This is a genomic window from Devosia sp. BK (assembly GCF_032907385.1).
GTDB lineage: Bacteria > Pseudomonadota > Alphaproteobacteria > Rhizobiales > Devosiaceae > Devosia.
Window position 1 is genome coordinate 2,140,963 of record NZ_JAIMBX010000001.1, and the last position, 17,414, is coordinate 2,158,376.

General features: G+C 62.4%; 18 protein-coding genes. 12 read left to right on the plus strand and 6 right to left on the minus strand.

The window, feature by feature from the left end:
- Positions 1 to 216 (plus strand): DUF2093 domain-containing protein, encoded by a 216-nt coding sequence (locus DevBK_RS10430; protein ID WP_410494068.1) that lies wholly within the window; start codon positions 1 to 3, stop codon positions 214 to 216.
- Entirely contained in the window at positions 213 to 1,376 is a 1,164-nt protein-coding gene (locus DevBK_RS10435) for a glycosyltransferase (protein ID WP_061907797.1), read from the plus strand. The genes DevBK_RS10430 and DevBK_RS10435 overlap by 4 nt, the downstream gene beginning before the upstream one ends.
- On the opposite strand, the gene DevBK_RS10440 is transcribed toward DevBK_RS10435, so the two are convergent.
- Positions 1,377 to 1,616 (minus strand): DUF4170 domain-containing protein, encoded by a 240-nt coding sequence (locus tag DevBK_RS10440; RefSeq protein ID WP_061907796.1) that lies wholly within the window; start codon positions 1,614 to 1,616, stop codon positions 1,377 to 1,379.
- A 3-nt stretch (positions 1,617 to 1,619) separates the two neighbouring features.
- A complete protein-coding gene (locus tag DevBK_RS10445; RefSeq protein WP_082511596.1) occupies positions 1,620 to 2,474 on the minus strand; it encodes a 3'(2'),5'-bisphosphate nucleotidase CysQ in 855 nt (284 codons plus the stop codon).
- Positions 2,475 to 2,745: 271 nt separating this feature from the next.
- On the opposite strand from DevBK_RS10445, the gene DevBK_RS10450 reads away from it, so the two are divergent.
- On the plus strand, positions 2,746 to 3,261 hold the full coding sequence (locus DevBK_RS10450; protein WP_317185375.1) for a DUF6101 family protein: 516 nt from the start codon (positions 2,746 to 2,748) through the stop codon (positions 3,259 to 3,261).
- 265 nt (positions 3,262 to 3,526) lie between these two features.
- On the opposite strand, the gene ubiA is transcribed toward DevBK_RS10450, so the two are convergent.
- Positions 3,527 to 4,456, minus strand: coding sequence for a 4-hydroxybenzoate octaprenyltransferase (gene ubiA / locus DevBK_RS10455; RefSeq protein ID WP_317185376.1), 930 nt, complete (start codon positions 4,454 to 4,456; stop codon positions 3,527 to 3,529).
- A gap of 121 nt (positions 4,457 to 4,577) precedes the next feature.
- On the opposite strand from ubiA, the gene DevBK_RS10460 reads away from it, so the two are divergent.
- The 4 genes from DevBK_RS10460 (at position 4,578) to DevBK_RS10475 (ending at position 9,325) form a co-directional block, all read left to right on the plus strand.
- A complete protein-coding gene (locus tag DevBK_RS10460) occupies positions 4,578 to 5,327 on the plus strand; it encodes a 16S rRNA (uracil(1498)-N(3))-methyltransferase (protein ID WP_317185377.1) in 750 nt (249 codons plus the stop codon).
- A gap of 75 nt (positions 5,328 to 5,402) precedes the next feature.
- On the plus strand, positions 5,403 to 6,773 hold the full coding sequence (locus DevBK_RS10465) for a glutamate--cysteine ligase (RefSeq protein ID WP_317185378.1): 1,371 nt from the start codon (positions 5,403 to 5,405) through the stop codon (positions 6,771 to 6,773).
- Positions 6,774 to 7,032: 259 nt separating this feature from the next.
- Positions 7,033 to 8,304, plus strand: a complete 1,272-nt coding sequence (purD, locus tag DevBK_RS10470) for a phosphoribosylamine--glycine ligase (RefSeq protein WP_317185379.1) — start codon at positions 7,033 to 7,035, stop codon at positions 8,302 to 8,304.
- 142 nt (positions 8,305 to 8,446) lie between these two features.
- On the plus strand, positions 8,447 to 9,325 hold the full coding sequence (locus tag DevBK_RS10475) for a patatin-like phospholipase family protein (RefSeq protein ID WP_317185380.1): 879 nt from the start codon (positions 8,447 to 8,449) through the stop codon (positions 9,323 to 9,325).
- 99 nt (positions 9,326 to 9,424) lie between these two features.
- Here the strand turns inward: DevBK_RS10475 and DevBK_RS10480 are convergent, their stop codons facing one another.
- A complete protein-coding gene (locus DevBK_RS10480) occupies positions 9,425 to 9,871 on the minus strand; it encodes a hypothetical protein (RefSeq protein ID WP_317185381.1) in 447 nt (148 codons plus the stop codon).
- Positions 9,872 to 9,969: 98 nt separating this feature from the next.
- Here DevBK_RS10480 and DevBK_RS10485 point away from each other — a divergent pair, with 98 nt between their 5' ends.
- The gene (locus tag DevBK_RS10485) at positions 9,970 to 10,677 is read left to right on the plus strand and encodes a LuxR C-terminal-related transcriptional regulator (RefSeq protein ID WP_156464002.1); all 708 of its coding nucleotides are present in this window, start codon (positions 9,970 to 9,972) and stop codon (positions 10,675 to 10,677) included.
- Positions 10,678 to 10,681: 4 nt separating this feature from the next.
- On the opposite strand, the gene DevBK_RS10490 is transcribed toward DevBK_RS10485, so the two are convergent.
- Positions 10,682 to 11,131 (minus strand): nucleoside deaminase, encoded by a 450-nt coding sequence (locus tag DevBK_RS10490; protein WP_317185382.1) that lies wholly within the window; start codon positions 11,129 to 11,131, stop codon positions 10,682 to 10,684.
- A 109-nt stretch (positions 11,132 to 11,240) separates the two neighbouring features.
- Between DevBK_RS10490 and mutL the strand changes: the two genes are divergently transcribed.
- From mutL to DevBK_RS10505, 3 genes are read left to right on the plus strand one after another with little or no spacing between them, the layout of a single operon-like run.
- Positions 11,241 to 13,061, plus strand: coding sequence for a DNA mismatch repair endonuclease MutL (gene mutL / locus DevBK_RS10495; RefSeq protein WP_317185383.1), 1,821 nt, complete (start codon positions 11,241 to 11,243; stop codon positions 13,059 to 13,061).
- Positions 13,061 to 13,567 (plus strand): metallophosphoesterase family protein, encoded by a 507-nt coding sequence (locus DevBK_RS10500; protein WP_317185384.1) that lies wholly within the window; start codon positions 13,061 to 13,063, stop codon positions 13,565 to 13,567. Before mutL ends, DevBK_RS10500 begins: the two co-directional genes overlap by 1 nt.
- Positions 13,564 to 15,096 carry a VOC family protein gene (locus DevBK_RS10505; protein WP_317185385.1) on the plus strand — a complete coding sequence of 511 codons (1,533 nt, stop codon included), beginning with the start codon at positions 13,564 to 13,566 and terminating at the stop codon, positions 15,094 to 15,096. Before DevBK_RS10500 ends, DevBK_RS10505 begins: the two co-directional genes overlap by 4 nt.
- 1 nt (position 15,097) lies before the next feature.
- Here the strand turns inward: DevBK_RS10505 and DevBK_RS10510 are convergent, their stop codons facing one another.
- Positions 15,098 to 16,165, minus strand: a complete 1,068-nt coding sequence (locus tag DevBK_RS10510) for a citrate synthase (RefSeq protein ID WP_317185386.1) — start codon at positions 16,163 to 16,165, stop codon at positions 15,098 to 15,100.
- Positions 16,166 to 16,249: 84 nt separating this feature from the next.
- On the opposite strand from DevBK_RS10510, the gene DevBK_RS10515 reads away from it, so the two are divergent.
- On the plus strand, positions 16,250 to 17,398 hold the full coding sequence (locus DevBK_RS10515) for a citrate synthase (protein WP_317185387.1): 1,149 nt from the start codon (positions 16,250 to 16,252) through the stop codon (positions 17,396 to 17,398).
- The last annotated feature ends 16 nt before the right edge of the window (positions 17,399 to 17,414 follow it).

Below are 17,414 nucleotides of genomic sequence, written 5' to 3' on the forward strand. Positions count from 1 at the left end.
ATCTTCGACAAGGGGTTTACGCCCTCCGAGGCGAGCGTCCGTTACCTCGATGGCGATTATGTCGTGATCAAACAAGGCACGTTCGTCCGCTGCGCCATAACCGGCAAGCCCATTGCGCTCGATGAATTGACTTATTGGAGCGTCGACCGGCAAGAGCCCTATGTCGATGCGACCACCGCGCACGAAGCGTTCCTCCGCTACGGCAGAGGCAAGTGATCGTGACAGAGGCGGCGACGCGTCAGCGCTACCTCGTTATTTCCAATGGGCACGGCGAAGACGCCATCGGGGCAGCGCTCGTCAAGCGCCTCTCCCAATCCGCCCAGGTGGAAGCCTATCCCATGATCGGCAGCGGCAAGGCCTATGAAGGCGCCTGCCGCGTCGTCGGCCCGCGCGCCACGCTCGCCTCCGAAGGCTGGCGCAATGTCAAAGGCTCGCTCCGCCGCGACATCGTCACTGGTGGACTTCTCACCGTGCCGCCGGCTCTCAAATTCCTGCGCTCCGTGCGCGGCCATTATGACAAGACCATCGTCGTCGGCGACATGGTGGGCGTCATCGCTGCTCTCGCCATGGGCCTGCGCGATCTTATCTATCTCGATGTCTATAAGACCGGCGCCGCCCGGCTTTATTCATCCGGCGAAGCCTGGGCCATCAAGAAAAGCTGCCGAACCGTCTTTTGCCGCGCGGCAAACCTCGCCGATCGCCTCAAGACCGAAGGCGTGGACGCTCGCGCTGTCGGCAATATCATGATGGATGCCATTCCATATGGCGATTATGACGTTGCTACCCGTCGCAGGCGCCCCATGGCCGTCACGCTCCTGCCCGGCAGCCGCGCGCTGACCGCGGAGAGCTTTGCCATTCAGGTCGGCGCGCTTCGCCTTCTCCCCGAGGAAGAACGTCCCGACGTTTTTCTTGCCGTTGCCGGCAGCGTCAATGTCGAAGAATTGGCCAAGGCAGCAAGCCTGCGGCGCACTGCGCTCCTCAGCACCGAATCCGATGATCTCGGTGAACTGAGCGATGGCAACCTGACCGTCCACATGGCCCGCGGCGTCGCCATGGGCAATCTGGTGCTCGATTCAGATATCGTCCTCAGCCAGGCCGGCACCGCGACGATACAGTCGCTCGGCCTCGGACGTCCCGCCATCACCTTCATCAATCCGCGCGACAGGCGCTCGCGCTTTACCGACGAGCAAAACCTTTTTGGCGATGCGCGCAAGGTGACGGAAGCAAAACCGGAAGAGGTGGCGGAGGCCCTGCGCGAGCTTTTGCTCAACGAAACCAAGCGCCGGCATCTGGCCCAGATGGGCCATATTCGAATTGGCAATCCCGGCGCGATGGACAAGATCGTCGCCGAGATTACCGATCGTCAGGCTGCCTGATCATGCAGCGGGTGTCTGCGGATCGAGCAGGCGATGCAGGTGCACGATGAAATAGCGCGTCTGCGCGCTATCGACAGTCATCTGCGCCTTCTGCTTCCAGGCGACCAGCGCCGACGCATAATTGGGATAGAGGCCCACGATGTCGACCTTGTCGAGATCGGCAAAGGTGATGCCGTCGATGCTCGACAGTTCGCCGCCGATCACCAGGTGGAGGAGTTGTTTTTCAGTCGCTTCAGCCATCGCTCAAGAGTCCATCGAGGTTGAGGAAATGTGTTCGGCCTCGCCCATCGGCTCGGCGGGACAGCCGTAAACCGTGATCAAAGCCGCGTGGACGAGGGGTTTTAGGCTCATGTCGCTGAGCGCCGCAAGCGCACCATGGCGCACATCTCGTCTGTTAAATTGTGGGAACCCGGTGCACACATCGGCGAAGTCTAGCCCGCATTCGCTCAGGATCACGGCGGCGGCCGCAATATCCCAATCCTGGCTGCCCCGCCGCGCCACGGCCGCATCGAGTTTGCCGGTCGCGACCTGGATCAGCCGATAGGCGAGCGAGGGAAACATTGGTCCGCGCGTATAATTGAGCCCGGCCGCCTGCAATTCCTGATGCACGGCACCCGGCGCGGGAATGAGCGGCGCAGATCCTGCGCGACGGTTCCGCACCAGCTCGACGCCATTAAGCCGCGCACCACCGCCAAGGCTTGCTTCATACATCTCGTCGCGCGCCGGCGCATAAACGACGCCCGCGACCGGAATGCCTTTTTCGACCACCGCGATGCAAATGGTCCAGCAATCCTCGCCGCGCAAAAAGGCTCGCGTGCCGTCGATTGGATCGACCACGAAGACCCGATCGCAATCGAGCCGGCTGGGATTGTCCGCAGTTTCTTCGCTCAGCCAGCCATAATTGGGCCGCGCATTGAGAAGGCTCGCCGCCAGATAGCGATCGACGACGATATCGGCTTCGCTCACCGGCGAGGCGTTTTCCTTGTTCCAGCTCTTTATATCGCGCCGAAAATAGCCCGCAGCAATAATGCCCGCCGAAACGGCAGTGGCGCGGAGCAATTCGAGATCGTCTTCATAAGGGGGGGCAAAGGCCGGCATGCGCGGCTTTTATGCCTCCTACGACTTTCGGACAAGGCCCGGGGGATCATGGTCCCCTCTTGATTGGCGAAGACCGGCCACAGTTGAGGTAAACAAGCTGCGATCCGATTGGGTAAACTCATCATGACCTACTGCAAGATCCCGCTAACCACCGCTGAAAACAACATAAACTTAACCGAACCCATTAAGGCGGCTGGTAATCCGACGCGCTAGATTGCCCTCACAAACGGAGCGCAAAAAACAGCTCTCGAAGTTACAGGAAGGCATCAAAATGGTTCATGGCGTAGCGATGGAAGGATCGTCAGTCGTTCTTGCTTTCGGCAAGCCTGCACTGGCGGAACGCCGCTTCATTGCGGCGAACGACAATGGGCCGCGCGATCCCGTCAAGACAGTGACCGTGCGCAAACAGCTCGAACAGAGCGGTGTCGCGATCAAGATCAAGGTTCCGGTCACCGAATTCATCGGTGTCGCCGTTGCCACAAGAATTTCAGAAGAAGGGCTGCTGACGAGCGCGATCGAACTGGTTCATCCCGATGGCGAGCTGACCTACAAGGTCTTCGAAGAAGAGGGCAATAACAACGTCGTCGCCGAATGGCAGAACTGGGGCAAGAAGCTCCGCCTGCCGCTCTTCATCAAGGCAGGCGATGGCGCATATCTCCCCTATAGCCAGCAAGTCGATGGCGTCATGGTCGGACAGACGGCACCGCGCCGCAAGCTCGCCGCCGACGCCGCTCGCCGCCCCCGCTTCCTCAACCGCCGCAAGCCCGGCGAAGCCGAAGTCAACTAATCGTCTGCGCCGCTAACCGGCGCAACGAACAAATCCCCCTCCAAGGGCACGTCGACGGGATCAGCTGGTGGTGCGGCTGGTCCTTTTGGCGTTCTTTATGTTGGTCACTTGTTTGAGCGCCGTCGCGGGCACTAAGGCACGACGGATTGTTGAAGTCCCTCATCCGCGGCTGTCACCCCGGACTTGATCCGGGGCCCATTCCGAAATCTCAAGATGGATCCCGGCCTTCGCAGGGATGACAGTCAGCGGTTGCGATAGCGCGCGGCTACCACGCCCATTCCGCCAGCAGCGCAAGGGATATCGCGATGCCGACGTAGTGGTTGTTCTGAAACCGCAGGAGCGGATTGCCCTGGTTTTGAGGATCGAGCGTATAAACCTGCCAGGCCATCAAGCCGCCCGCGACGAGCGAAAGCACAACGAAAAGCCCTCCACCACCCGCCTGCAGGTTCGCCGCCTGCCAGAGCAGGAATGCTGCGATGTAAAGCACCGCAACAGCCGGACGGACATTCTCTCCGAAAAGCCGGGCTGTGGATTTGACGCCGACCAGCGCATCATCTTCGACATCTTGCAGCGCGTAGATCGTGTCGTAGCCGATTACCCAAAGGATCGTGCCGAGATAGAGCAGCACGGCCGGCCAGGCGAGGCCGCCGGTCTGGCTCGACCAACCCACCAATGCGCCATAGGAAAAGGCTAGTCCCAGGAAAAGCTGCGGCCACCAGGTGATACGCTTCATGAAGGGATAAATGGCGACCAGCACCAACGAAGCGACACCCGCCCAAACCGTAAAGCGGTTGAACTGAAACAGGATGATAGCGCCCAAAAGTGCCTGCGCCACGAGAAAGGCCAGCGCCTCCTTGGCCGTCACTTGCCCGGACGGGATCGGTCGCGACCGCGTGCGCGCCACCTTATCGTCGATGTCGCGGTCGACGATGTCATTGAACGTGCACCCCGCCCCGCGCATCAGCCCCGCGCCGATCAGCATCAGAATGGCATGGTACCAACCAAAGCCCCAATCTGGCTGGGCAACCGCCGCCAAGGCCAGGCCCCAGATGCAGGGCCAGAACAGCAGCCAGACCCCGATCGGCCGATCCCACCGCGCGAGGCGCAGATAAGGTTTGGCAAAGGTCGGCGCATAGCGATCCACCCAATTATCCTTCTGGGCATCGGCGACTGGGGCGGAATGGATCTCGGACATCTTGCCAAGCCTCATGGTTCGACTCGCCACGAGGTCTACTCTAAACGCTTGAGACAAAGTAGACCTCATCCTGAGCTAGTCGAAGGACGAGGGCGTGGCTTGACCATGCCCGAAGGAAGAAATGCCACGCACCCACGCCACCCTGCCCCGCCTCTTTGTCGACGCCGACCTCGTCCAATCTGGCGCCATCACGCTCAACAAGGACCAGTCGCTTTACCTCGCGGCCGTTCTGCGTAAAGCCGTGGGCGCCGAGGTCGTCCTCTTCAACGGCCGCGACGGCGCCTGGCTCTGCCGGCTGATGTCTGATTCGAAAAAATCCGTCGCCCTCAATTGCGTCGAACAAATCGCGCCGCAGCCGCCCCGCCTCGACCTTTGGTATGGCTTTGCCCCGCTCAAGAACGAGCGGCTCGACTATGTCATCCAAAAGGCTGTGGAAATGGGCACTGGTACGATCCAATCCGTGATGACCCAATTCACCCAGGTCCACCGCCTCAAGACCGACCGGCTCCATGCCAATGCCATCGAGGCCGCCGAGCAATGCGAAGTGCTCAACGTGCCCGAGATCGCCCCCGAGATTACACTCGAGCGGCTTCTTTCCGATTGGCCGGCCGAGCATCCTGACCGTCAGCTTATTTTCGCCGATGAGGCCGCAGCCTCGGCCTCCCCGCTCGAAACGCTGCAGGGTCTCAAGGCCAAAAAGCTGGGCCTCCTCATCGGCCCCGAGGGCGGTTTCTCGCCCACCGAGCGCGAAAAACTGCTCTCGCTTCCCTTCGTCACCCCGATCAGTCTGGGTCCCCGTATCCTGCGCGCCGACACGGCGGCCGTCGCGGCCCTCGCAGTCATCCAATCGACCATCGGTGATTGGCGATAAAAGCCGATTGCATTCCGGCTTGCGCTCGCTATCTTGCCGGCCCAGTTTAAGCCTCACTTATGCAACGAGGATGCCATGGCCGGCGCCGATAGTTTTTCGCCACTGATCGAATCGCGGGCCGACCTCATCGAGGCCATGTCGCGCGGTGCCAAGCCGGAAGCGGAATGGCGCATTGGCACCGAGCACGAAAAGCACGTCTTTCACACCAATCCGCTGCGCCCCGTGACCTATGAAGGTCCGAATGGCGTGCGCGCTCTGCTCGATGGCGTCGAAAAAGAAACCGGTTGGACGCCGTTTTATGATGGCGAAAACCCCATTGGTCTCCGCAACGACGCTGTTGCCGGTGGCATTTCGCTCGAGCCCGGCGGCCAGTTCGAACTCTCCGGCGCCCCGATGGCGACGCTGCACGAGACCGCCGACGAAATGGCCGAGCATATGCGCATCGCTAAGAAGGTCGCGGCCCCGCTCGACATTCACTTCCTTGGCCTTGGCGTCACCCCGCTCTGGGCAGTCAAGGACATTCCGGCCATGCCAAAGTCGCGTTATGGCATCATGACGCCCTATATGGACAAGGTTGGCAGCCTCGGTACGTCGATGATGTACCGCTCCTGCACGGTCCAGACCAATCTCGATTTTTCGAGCGAAGCCGACATGGTCAAGAAGCTGCGCGTCTCGGTTGCGCTGCAGCCGATCGCAACCGCGCTCTTTGCCAATTCGCCCTTCGCCGATGGCCGCGACACCGGCTATCTCAGTTTCCGCAGCCATATCTGGCTCAATACCGACAATGCTCGCACCGGCATGCTGCCCTTCGCCTTCGATGAAGGTTTTGGCTTCGAGCAATATGCCGACCATGCGCTCGACGTGCCGATGTATTTCGTCATTCGCAACGGCGAATACGTCAACGTCGCCGGCGAAAGTTTCCGCGCCTTCTTGAAGGGTGAACTGCCGCAGCTCCCCGGCGAAAAGCCGACGATCAAGGATTGGGAAGATCATCTGTCGACCCTTTTCCCGGAAGTGCGCCTCAAGCAATTCCTCGAAATGCGCGGCGCCGATATGGGCGATGAAGCCCACGTCGTTGCCCTTTCCGCTTTCTGGACCGGCCTTCTCTACGATAGCGTCTCGCTCGAAGCCGCCTGGGAATTGATCCGCAACTGGAGCGATGAAGACCGCGACTATCTCCGTCGCGAAGTGCCGCGCACGGGCCTCTCCACCGCTTTCGATCGGTCGAGTATTTTCGACGTCGCCGCCCAGGCCGTCGGCATTTCCGAGGCCGGCCTCGTCCGCCGCAATCGCCTCAACGCCAAGGGCCAGGACGAAACCATCCACCTCGCGCCGCTCGAAGAAACCATCCGCACCGGCAAAGCCCCCGCAGAGCGCTGGCTCGAAAAATTCCGCGGCGCGTGGAATGAGGACGTGACGCCGGTATTTTCTGAAGCGGAAATGTAGGGGAAGGCCCCCTCACCGACCCGGCTATGCCGGGCCACCTCTCCCCGAGTGGGAGAAGAACAAGAGCGATCACCGGCCCATTCTTCTCCCTCTCGGGGAGAAGGTGGCGCTAAGCTCGCTGAATTCGCTATTGCGAATTCGGTTGGGATGAGGGGGGATGCTTCAATGGCGTCCGAACCGGCGTTCCCTCGCCCATCTTCCCCTTGCCCTCCCCGCCACTTTCCTGCATCACGCCCAAAGCAATGGCGTGGAGGCGAGAATGCGGGTTTTGGTCATCGGTTCGGGTGGACGTGAACATGCTCTGGCCTGGAAAATCGCCCAGTCGCCGCTCCTGACCAAGCTCTATTGCGCCCCCGGCAATGGCGGCACCGCCAATGTCGCGGAAAATGTCGCCCTCGACATTACCGACCACGCCGCCGTCATCGAATTCGCCAAATCCCAAAACGTGGATTTCGTCGTCGTCGGCCCCGATGCCCAGGTGGTCGCCGGGCTCGGCGATGATGTCCGTACCGCCGGGATCACTTGCTTCTGCCCCTCGAAAGCCGCCGGCCAGCTCGAAGGCTCGAAGAGCTTTACCAAGGCCCTTTGCGACGAATTCGACATCCCGACCGCCGCCTATGCGCGCTTCGAAGATGAAGCCTCCGCCCTTGCCTATATCTATACGCAAGGCGCGCCGATCGTGATCAAGGCCGATGGCCTTGCTGCGGGCAAAGGCGTCACGGTCGCCATGAGCGTCGAAGAGGCCGAAGAAGCCATTATCGATTGTTTCTCCGGCGCCTTCGGGGAATCCGGCACCGCCGTCGTCATCGAAGATTTCATGGAAGGCGAAGAAGTCAGTCTGTTCGTCCTATGCGACGGCGAAACGCTGCTGCCGCTGACCACCGCCCAAGACCACAAGCGCGCCCATGATGGCGATACCGGCCCCAATACCGGCGGCATGGGCGCCTATTCTCCCGCGCCCGTCATGAGCGAAGAGGACTTTCACTTTGCCATGACGCGGATCGTCGAGCCGACGGCCAAGGGCCTCGCCAAGCGTGGAACACCCTATCAGGGCGTCCTCTATGCCGGCCTTATGCTCACCGACGAAGGCCCGAAACTCGTCGAATACAATGCGCGCTTCGGCGATCCTGAAACCCAGGTCATGATGATGCGCATGGACAGCGACCTGCTGCCACTGCTGCTGGCAACTGCAAAGGGCGCGCTGAAAGGCCAGCATATCGTCTGGAAAGACGCCTATGCCTTGACCGTCATCATGGCCGCAAAGGGCTATCCCGGCTCCTACGAAAAAGGCAGCGAAATCCGTGGCGTCGATGGCCTCGACACCGATGATCTGACGGTCTTTCACGCCGGAACGAAGCGTGAAGGGGAGCGTTTAATTGCCAATGGCGGGCGCGTGCTGAATGTCACCGCGCTGGGCTCATCGGTGAAAGAGGCGCAAGGCCGTGCTTACCAAGGCGTTCACGCGATTGATTGGCCCGAAGGCTTTGCCCGGAGCGACATTGGATGGCGTCAAGCCGCCCGCGAAGCCTGAACCATTCTTCAATCTTACCGTCCTAAGCTCCTTGCGGACCGTCTTCGACGAGACGCCGCCGGAACGCCCGCCGACCCCGTTGCAATTGCGCGGCATGGCATTGGTCGAACGGCTGCGCTCCAAGGGAAGGGAGCGAGGCGGAATGACAACGATTTCCGGCCCCCGCATCGGCGTCGCCTTGGGTGGCGGCTCGGCGCGCGGGCTGACTCATATTCCCTATATCGAGGCCATGGACGAACTTGGCCTTCGCCCCTCCGTGATCTCGGGCACCTCAATCGGCGCGCTGATCGGCTCCGGTTGGGCCGCCGGGATGACCGGCAAGGAATTGCGCGAGCATTCCTACGAGGTGCTGGGCACGCTCCGCACCATCGCGACACGCCTCTGGTCGACACAGATGAAAGGCCTCGGCGGGCTTCTCCGCAATGGCATTTCGATGCAGCTCGATCCCATGCACATCGTCGATGCCTTCACGCCGCCGAGTTTTCCCAATGAGTTCAGCGAACTCAAGATCCCGCTCTATGTGGTCGCGACGGATTTCCAATCCTGGCATCAGGTGGTGTTCAATTCCGGGCCGCTGCGCCCGGCCATTGCCGGCTCGATCTCCATGCCAAGCATTTTCAAGCCCGTGCTCCACGGCAATCACATCCTTGTCGATGGGGCCGTGGTCAATCCGCTACCGCTCGACCAGGCCGATATCGGCACCGATTTCCTCATCGGCATCGACGTCAATGGCGACCCCTCGGCCGGCATTTCCAAGACCGATCACCGCCCGCTCGATATCTGGTTCGGCTCCGCGCAGATCATGATGCATTCGCTGATCGCGCATTCGATGGCGGCCTATCCGCCGGACATTTACATCCGCCCGCATGTGGCCAGCTTCGGCGCCATGGAATTCTGGCGCGTGCGGGAAATGCTCACTCATGTGGAAACGGAAAAAGATCGTTTCAAACACATCCTGACCCGAAAGATCGAGGCCTATATCCAGAATAAGGTGGAGCCGATCGGGAGCGCGCGGCGCTGAAGACTAGAGGAGAGGCGCGCCTGGGAATGCGCTAGCGCGACACGCCTCTCCAATCAGGTCCGGTGCTGTACGAACACCCGGCCCAAACTTTCCGGGACCCTATTCAAGCCGACGCGAAGGCGCGCCAAACCCATAGGCCATCCCTAGATCCTCGACATAGACGATATCCGCACGCGGCTGCATAACCGGCATTTCGGCAAAGAGCAGCAGCATATGCGCGAGGGTCGCTATGCCAAGCTTGCCGAAGATCCGGTCGATGTCGGCCGTCAATTCGTCGATCGACACGTCACGCAAGAGCGCGATTTCAGGCAGAGACCGGCCACTTGCCAGCGCTTCCGCGATGGAAAACTCGTCGCGCGTCAACTGTCGAAAATGTGCAGGGGCGCGCTCATCGCACGCGTCCTGATAGTCCAGAGTGATGTCGAGGGCGGACATCTCTTCGATCCCAGCGCAAGACCAAAACGTGCCGTGATGATAGCGCTTGGGGACGATCGTGAAAATTGTCAGGAATGCCACTGTGACATCTGCCATTGGCAATTTTGACATGTGGATTATTCCAATGGGAAAAATCTCGTCAGTAAAATAGGCATTTTCATCCGAGAATCGTATCATCCTGTGTTATATGGATTTTTGACGAGACTCTGGTGTGGGAAGCAATGCTCGCTCTTGCCGAACCCTATTTGACCGCCTTGGCCGCCGCCCGCACCGACAGCGATTTTGTCGAAATCGCCGGACGGCTGGCGCGCGACTTTGGCTTTCGCAGCACGTTTCTGGTCGAATATGGCGAGCGGCACCTGGCTGTGGTCCATGTTCTCGATAGCGATTCACGCCGGCTCGATTGGTGGAAAGATTATCTCTCGAGCGGCTTGCGGCAGTCGACATCCTATCTGCAGGGCATCATGGCGCGCTCACCGGTACAGCGCATGAGCCTTGATCGTTTTGGCGACCCCAACGATCCGCTATTGGGCTATGCGCGGCGCATGGATCTCGTCGATTTCACCATGATCCCGGTGAGCCACAACAATGAAGTGGTCGGCGTCGCCGGTTTCTGTGGCGATACAGAGCTCGACGAGCGGCACAAGGCCGCCTTGCAGATGATCGTTTATACGCTCTTCGCCCATGTGCGGCGTGATCGGCGCATGGGCATCGTGACCGCGCCCGAGCCGCTGACGCCACGTGAGCGCGAGGTGATCGGCCTCAGTGCCGAAGGGCTCACCTCTATCGAGATTGCGGAACGCCTGGGCCTCTCCGCCCGCACGGTCAACCAACACGTCGATAATGTCGCGGAAAAGCTCGGCACCAAGAATCGCGCCCACACGGTTGCCGAAGCCGTCCGCCACCGCATGTTTTGAGCGGTCAGCGAAGTTTTTTAAAAAAGTCCGTCAGCAGCGTCTCAGCCCGCGACGCAGACACCCCGCCGATGACCTCCGGCCGGTGGTGGCAAGTCTGCTGCTCGAAAAGCCGAATGCCATTCTCGACAGCCCCAGCCTTGGTGTCCTCAGCCGCAAAATAGACCCGCCGCACTCGCGCATGCGCGATAGCGCCCGCACACATGGCGCAGGGCTCGAGCGTCACGTAAAGATCGCAGCCATCGAGCCGCCCCGTGCCCCGCACTTCTAGGGCCGCCCGGATCGCCATCATCTCGGCATGGGCCGTGGGATCACGCAGCGCCTGCATCCGGTTACGCGCCGTCGCGAGTACTCGCTCCCCCTCCATCACCACTGCCCCTACAGGCGCTTCGCCATGCGCCGCTGCTTCTTCGGCAAGCGAGAGCGCAAGGTCCATGGGTGAGAGAGGCGGGATCATGGCCTTTCACTAGCCCGCAAGCTGTCGCCGAGCAAGAATGGGCACAAATCCTGATGCGGGTCGGAAAGTGCCGCGGCTTTCCCTATATTGGCCTCAAGGAGAATCGCCCTTGCCCATTCGCCAGCTTCCAGAAGACCTGATCAACCGCATCGCTGCCGGCGAAGTGGTCGAGCGACCGGCGAGTGTCGTCAAGGAACTGGTGGAAAATTCCATCGATGCCGGCGCGCGCCGCATCGTCATTGCCACAGCGGGCGGCGGCATCGATCTGATCCGCATTACCGATGACGGGCACGGCATGGACCGGACCGATCTCCTTCTCTCGGTCGAGCGGCACGCAACCTCCAAACTGTCCGCCGACGATCTCGACGACATCCGCACCCTCGGCTTTCGCGGAGAAGCGCTTGCTTCGATTGGCTCGGTCGCCCGCCTCAGCGTTGCCTCGCGTCCCGCCGACGCCGAATCAGGCCTCATCATCACCGTCGACAATGGCCGCCGCTCCGGCCCCGTGCCGCAGGCGATGAATCGCGGCACCGTCATCGAAGTCCGCGACATCTTCGCGCTCATTCCTGCCCGCCGGAAATTCCTCAAAAGCGCCCGCTCTGAGACCGCTGCAATCACCGACGTGGTCAAGCGCCTCGCCATGGCCAATCCCGAGATCCATTTCATCCTCGAGGGCAGCGACCGCAATCCATCAAACTGGCCCGCCGTCACAGGCGAAAGCGCCCTCGCCGCACGCCTCGGCCAGGTCATGGGCGGCGATTTCATCGACAATGCCGTGCCCCTCGCCATGGCCCGCCACGGCGTCGTCGTCGCGGGGCTTGCCGGGCTCCCCACCTATACGCGTGCCAATTCGCTCTCCCAGTTCTGCTTCGTCAACGGCCGCTCGGTGCGCGACAAGGTGCTGGTCGGCGCCATTCGCGCCGCCTATGCCGATTATGTCTTCCGCGATCGTTTCCCGGTCGTCGCGCTCTATCTCGCCGTCGACCCCGGCGCGGTCGACGTCAATGTTCACCCCGCTAAGGCCGAACTGCGCTTCCAGGATCAAGGCGCCATTCGCGGCGCCGTCATCCGTGCCATCGGCACGGCGCTGGCCGCCGCAGGGTTCAAGGCATCCACAAGCGTCGCCGAAGACATCTTGGGCGCCTTTACCGCCCCGGAAATGGCCGATGCTCCCACGGCCGTCTACGAACCCGCGACCGGCTTCAACGACGCACCGCTCGCAACGAGCTATGGCTATCGCGCCGAGGCCGCCCCGCTCTATCTCGACCGCGCCCCCGGCCGCCTCTCCGGCTTCACCGCCCCCAGCGGCCGCGTCGAAGCCGTGACCGACCCCGCCGAGCCGGTGGATTATCCCCTCGGCACCGCCCGCGCGCAGATGTTCGACAATTACATCATCGCCCAGAGCGACAAGGGCCTCCTCCTCGTCGACCAGCACGCCGCCCACGAGCGCCTGGTCTATGAGCGCTTCAAGGCACAGATGGCCTCTGGCCCTATTGCCAGCCAGGCGCAGCTGATCCCGGTCATCATCGAACTCCCGGAGGAAGACTGTGCCCGTCTCGAAGAGGCCGCGCCCGAACTCGAACGCTTCGGCCTTTATCTCGACCGCTTCGGCCCCCGCGCCATCGCCGTGCGCGAGACGCCGGCCCTCCTCGGCAATACCGATATTTCCGGCCTGATCCGAGACCTCGCCGATGGCCTCGCCGAATGGGACAGCACCGCCGCGCTCAGCGACCGGATGGAAGCCATTATCGGCCGCATGGCCTGCCACGGCTCGGTGCGCTCCGGCCGCCGCCTCCGCGTCGATGAAATGAACGCCCTTCTCCGCGACATGGAAGCAACGCCCCATTCCGGCCAGTGCATCCATGGCCGCCCGACCTATGTGGAACTGAAAAAGGGCGATATCGAACGCCTTTTCGGGCGCAGCCGCTGATGCTCTGGTTCACGAGCGACAATCATTTCGCTGATCCCCGCGTCCTCCGCATCGACCGTCGCCCCTTCGCCAACATGCCCAAGCATGACGCAGCGCTGATCGCCAATTGGAATGCCGTCGTCGCGCCGGATGACGAGGTCTGGCACCTCGGCGACTTCGCGCGCGGCACCACCGAAGAGGTCGAAGCGCTCCTCGCCCAGCTCAACGGCACGAAGCACCTGATCATCGGCAACAACGATCCGCAAACAACGCTTGAGGCGAAGGGCTGGGCTAGCATCCAGCATTATGTCGAGCTTACCATCGACGGGCAGCTCTTCGTCATCTGCCACTATCCCTTCCGCACCTGGAACAAGATGGGCAAGAAGTCGATCAACCTTCACGGCCATTCCCATGGCAAGCTGACGCCTATCCCGCGCCAGTTCGATGTCGGCGTCGACGCCCAGGACCTGCGCCCGCAGAGCATCGAACACATCATCGCGCGGCCGCGCCGCAAGGCAAAGACATGACATCAGGCATCCACCACGTCACCCTGATCACCGGCGACGTACAGGCCAATGTCGATTTCTATGTCGGCTTCCTCGGCCTCCGCCTCGTCAAGCGCACCGGCGGCTATGAAGACGCGCGCCAGCTCCATCTCTTTTACGGCGACTATGCCGCCAGTCCCGGGTCGCTCATCACCTTCCTTGTCTGGCAGGGCGGCTCATCGGGCCAGGCCGGCGCTGGCCAGGTCAGCGAGCTCGCTCTCGCGATCGCGCCCGGCTCGATCGGCTATTGGCTTGAACGCGCCCTCACCCATCAGGTCAAGGTCGACGGCACAAGCCAGGAATTCGGCGAGACCGTCCTCCGCCTTCGCGACCCCGATGGCGTCATCGTCAAACTCGTCAGCGCCAATCTCCCGGCGCTGACCATGCCAGATAGCGGTATCCCAGCCGAACACGCCATCCGCCGCATACGCGGGGTGACGCTCCTCTCCGAAGTGCAGGAAGAAACCACGGCCTTCCTCACCCGCCATTTCGGCTTCCGCTCCGGCCCCGTCGAAGGCCCGATCCAGCGTCTCGTCTCTGACATGGGCGACGTCCTCGACATCCGCGACGCCGCCGGCTTCTGGCCCGGCGCACCGGGCACCGGCACCGCCGACCACGTCGCTCTCCGCGCCAGCGACGCTGCAGCAGTCGAAGCCACCGCGACCGAATTGCAAAAACTCAATTCGAGCCTGACCAATCTCCACGACCGGCAATATTTCACTTCGCTCTATGTGCGCGAGCCGGGCAATGTTCTTATTGAAATGGCCAGCGACGGTCCCGGCTTCACACTCGATGAAACGCTCGACAAGCTCGGCCAGACGCTCTTCATGCCGCCCGACACGCCCGATCCGGAAGCGATGAAGGTCATGCTGCCGCAGTTCGGTCTGCCCGGCGAAGAGCGCACCGTTTATCGCGACCTCATCTACAAGCATCGCTTCTTCACGCCCGATGATGCAGACGGCACGACCATCGCCCTCCTCCATGGCACCGGCGGCGACGAAACCGACCTCATGCCGCTCGCCGCTCGCGCCGCGCCGCAGGCGACTCTCCTCGGCCTCCGCGGTCGATCCACCGAAAGCGGCGTCCAGCGCTGGTTCCGCAGCTTTGGCCCTTCGATCTTCGACCAGAAGGACATCCGTTTCGAATCAGGCGCGCTCGAAGCCTTCTTTCAAGAAATCCGCACCGCCTATCGGCTCGCTCCGGAAAAGACTGTAGCCCTTGGCTATTCCAACGGCGCCAATCTCCTCGGCGCCGCCCTGCTCCTGCATCCCGGCTTCGTCCGCCGCGCCGTCCTGGTCCGCCCCGTCATGGTGCTGGACGCCGTGCCGGAGACTGACCTCACCGGCACCAGTGTCCTCATTCTCCTAGGCGAGACCGACGCCTTCCGCCCCCAAGGCGAAAGACTCGCTGACGCGCTTCGCACCAATGGCGCCAGTGTCGAGGTTCGCCTCATCGCCGCCGGCCATGACCTCAGCAACGAGGACGCGCCAGCGATTGGGGATTGGCTTTAGCCTAAGCCGCCTTGGGTCCGACATAGCGAGACAGCGGCCGGATCAACCGTCCCTTCTCCACCTGTTCATGCGCATGGGCAAGCCAGCCGCCGACGCGACCGGCGGCGAAAACACCCGTAAACGCCTCACGCGGAAAGCCCAACGCCTCGAGCAGGAGGGCGGTGAAAAACTCGACATTGGTTTCGAGCACCCGATCCGGCTTTTTGGTCTTGAGAAGTTTCAGCGCTTCACGTTCCACCGCTTCAGCCAGCGCCAGCCGCCCAGCATCCATCCCGCCCGCTCCACCCAAACGCGCCAATGCGGCCTTGAGCGCGTCCGCGCGCGGATCGCGCACACGATAGATCCGGTGGCCAAACCCCATCAGCCGCTCGCCCCGCGCCAGTTCACCGGAGAGCCATGCCTCTGCATTGTCCGGCCGCCCTACCGCATCGAGCATATCGAGCACCGGTCCCGGCGCCCCGCCATGCAGCGGACCCTTCAAAGCGCCAAGCGCTGCCAGCACCGCCGACGTGTAACCCGCGCGCGTTGAAGCGACGACACGCGCCGCAAAGGTCGAGGCATTGAGCCCATGGTCCGAAACGGTCACGAGATAAGCATCAAGCGCCGCGGCGGCTTCCTTGCTCGGCGCCGCGCCATGGAGCATAGTCAGCATATCCGCCGCATGACCAAATTCCGGGTTCGGCGCGATCGCCGCCTTCCCCGCCTTGCGCCGCACCAAAGCCGGGACAAACACGGCAGGTGCCGCCGCCAAGAGCAGCGCCGTTGCCGCATCCTCGCCATCCGGCAGCCGCGCCATCAGCGCGCGCAGCCCTTCGGTTATCGACAGCGGCAGGATGCCATCATCGATCCAGGCCACCTCCGCAAAGGCGCGCAGTCGCGCCATGCCCAGCTTCGATTTCAACGTCACGGCCGGCAGCAGGTCGCCGCCAAGTAGGCCCAACACGTCCTCCCACGACTTGTGTCCCGCCAGCTCCTCGAGCGTATATCCGCAGATCACCAACCGGCCATTCAACCCATCGACCTCTGACAGCGTGGTCTCGGCAGCAATGACATCATCCAATCCAGACATGTTGCGTCTCCTTCGTCTTTGACGACAGATTGGCTTTATCAAGATTGACGTCAATCTTGACGCAATTAATCAATGTGAGGCGCCATGAGCTGGATATCCGCCGATCAAGCCCTGAGCCTTCTCGGCACCAAGCCGCAGACGCTCTACGCCAATGTCAGCCGCGGCCGTATCGCCGCCCGCCCCGATCCCGATGATCCGCGCCGCAGCCTTTATCGTCAGGACGATGTCGAGCGTCTCGCCGCGCGCCAGAAAGGCCGCCGCCCGGCAACGACCGTCGCCGCCGAAAGCATCGCCTGGGGCGAACCTGTTTTGGAAACGGCGATCTCAACGGTCGCCAATGGACACTTTTATATTCGCGGTGAGGACGTCGCCGCGCTCGCCAAATCCGCCACGCTCGAGGACATGGCGGCGTTACTCTGGAACACGTCCGGCCCCATCGACTTCGCCGCCATCACCAGCAGCGGCAGCAGCGCCGGCCTGATCGCGGCCTATCGACAGATCGCCGAACTCGCCGCCACGCAAATGCCGCCCATCGGTCGCGCCCGCAGCGTCTTGATCAAGGACGCGAACCTCGTCGTGTCGCTCGTCGCTTCGGCCATTACCGGCGCCCGTTCCGGTCCAGTCCACGAGCGCCTCGCTACCCAATGGCAGCGTCCCGACGCTGCGGACAGCCTACGCTGTGCCCTCGTCCTCCTCTCCGAACACGAGCTCAACGCCTCGACCTTCGCAGCCCGCGTCACAGCTTCAACCGGCGCCCCACTCGCCGCTGCGGTCCTCTCGGGCCTCGCCGCTCTCTCCGGCCCCCTCCACGGCACCGCCAGCCTCAGCATGGGCGCCCTCGTCCGCGATGCCAAGCGCCACGGCGTCGAAGCCGCCGTCTCCAGCCTCCTGCGCCAAGGCCGCCCCCTGCCCTGCTTCGGCCACCGTCTCTATCCCGACCACGACATCCGAGCGCCGGCCCTCCTTGCGACGTTCGAAGTCCCAAAGCTCTTTGCAGAACTCGCCAAGGTCGGCGAGGCAATGAGTGGCGAAAAGCCCAACATCGACTTCGCCCTCTCCGCCTTGGTCGCCGCTTATGATCTGCCCGAAGATGCCCCGCTGCAAATCTTCGCACTGGCGAGAAGTGTCGGCTGGCTGGCCCATGCGCTGGAGCAGATCGAAACCGGCGCGCTGATCAGGCCAAGGGCGCGGTATGCGGGCGTGCCGATACCCCCACCCAACCTCCCCCTCTAGCGGGAGGAGTGGATCT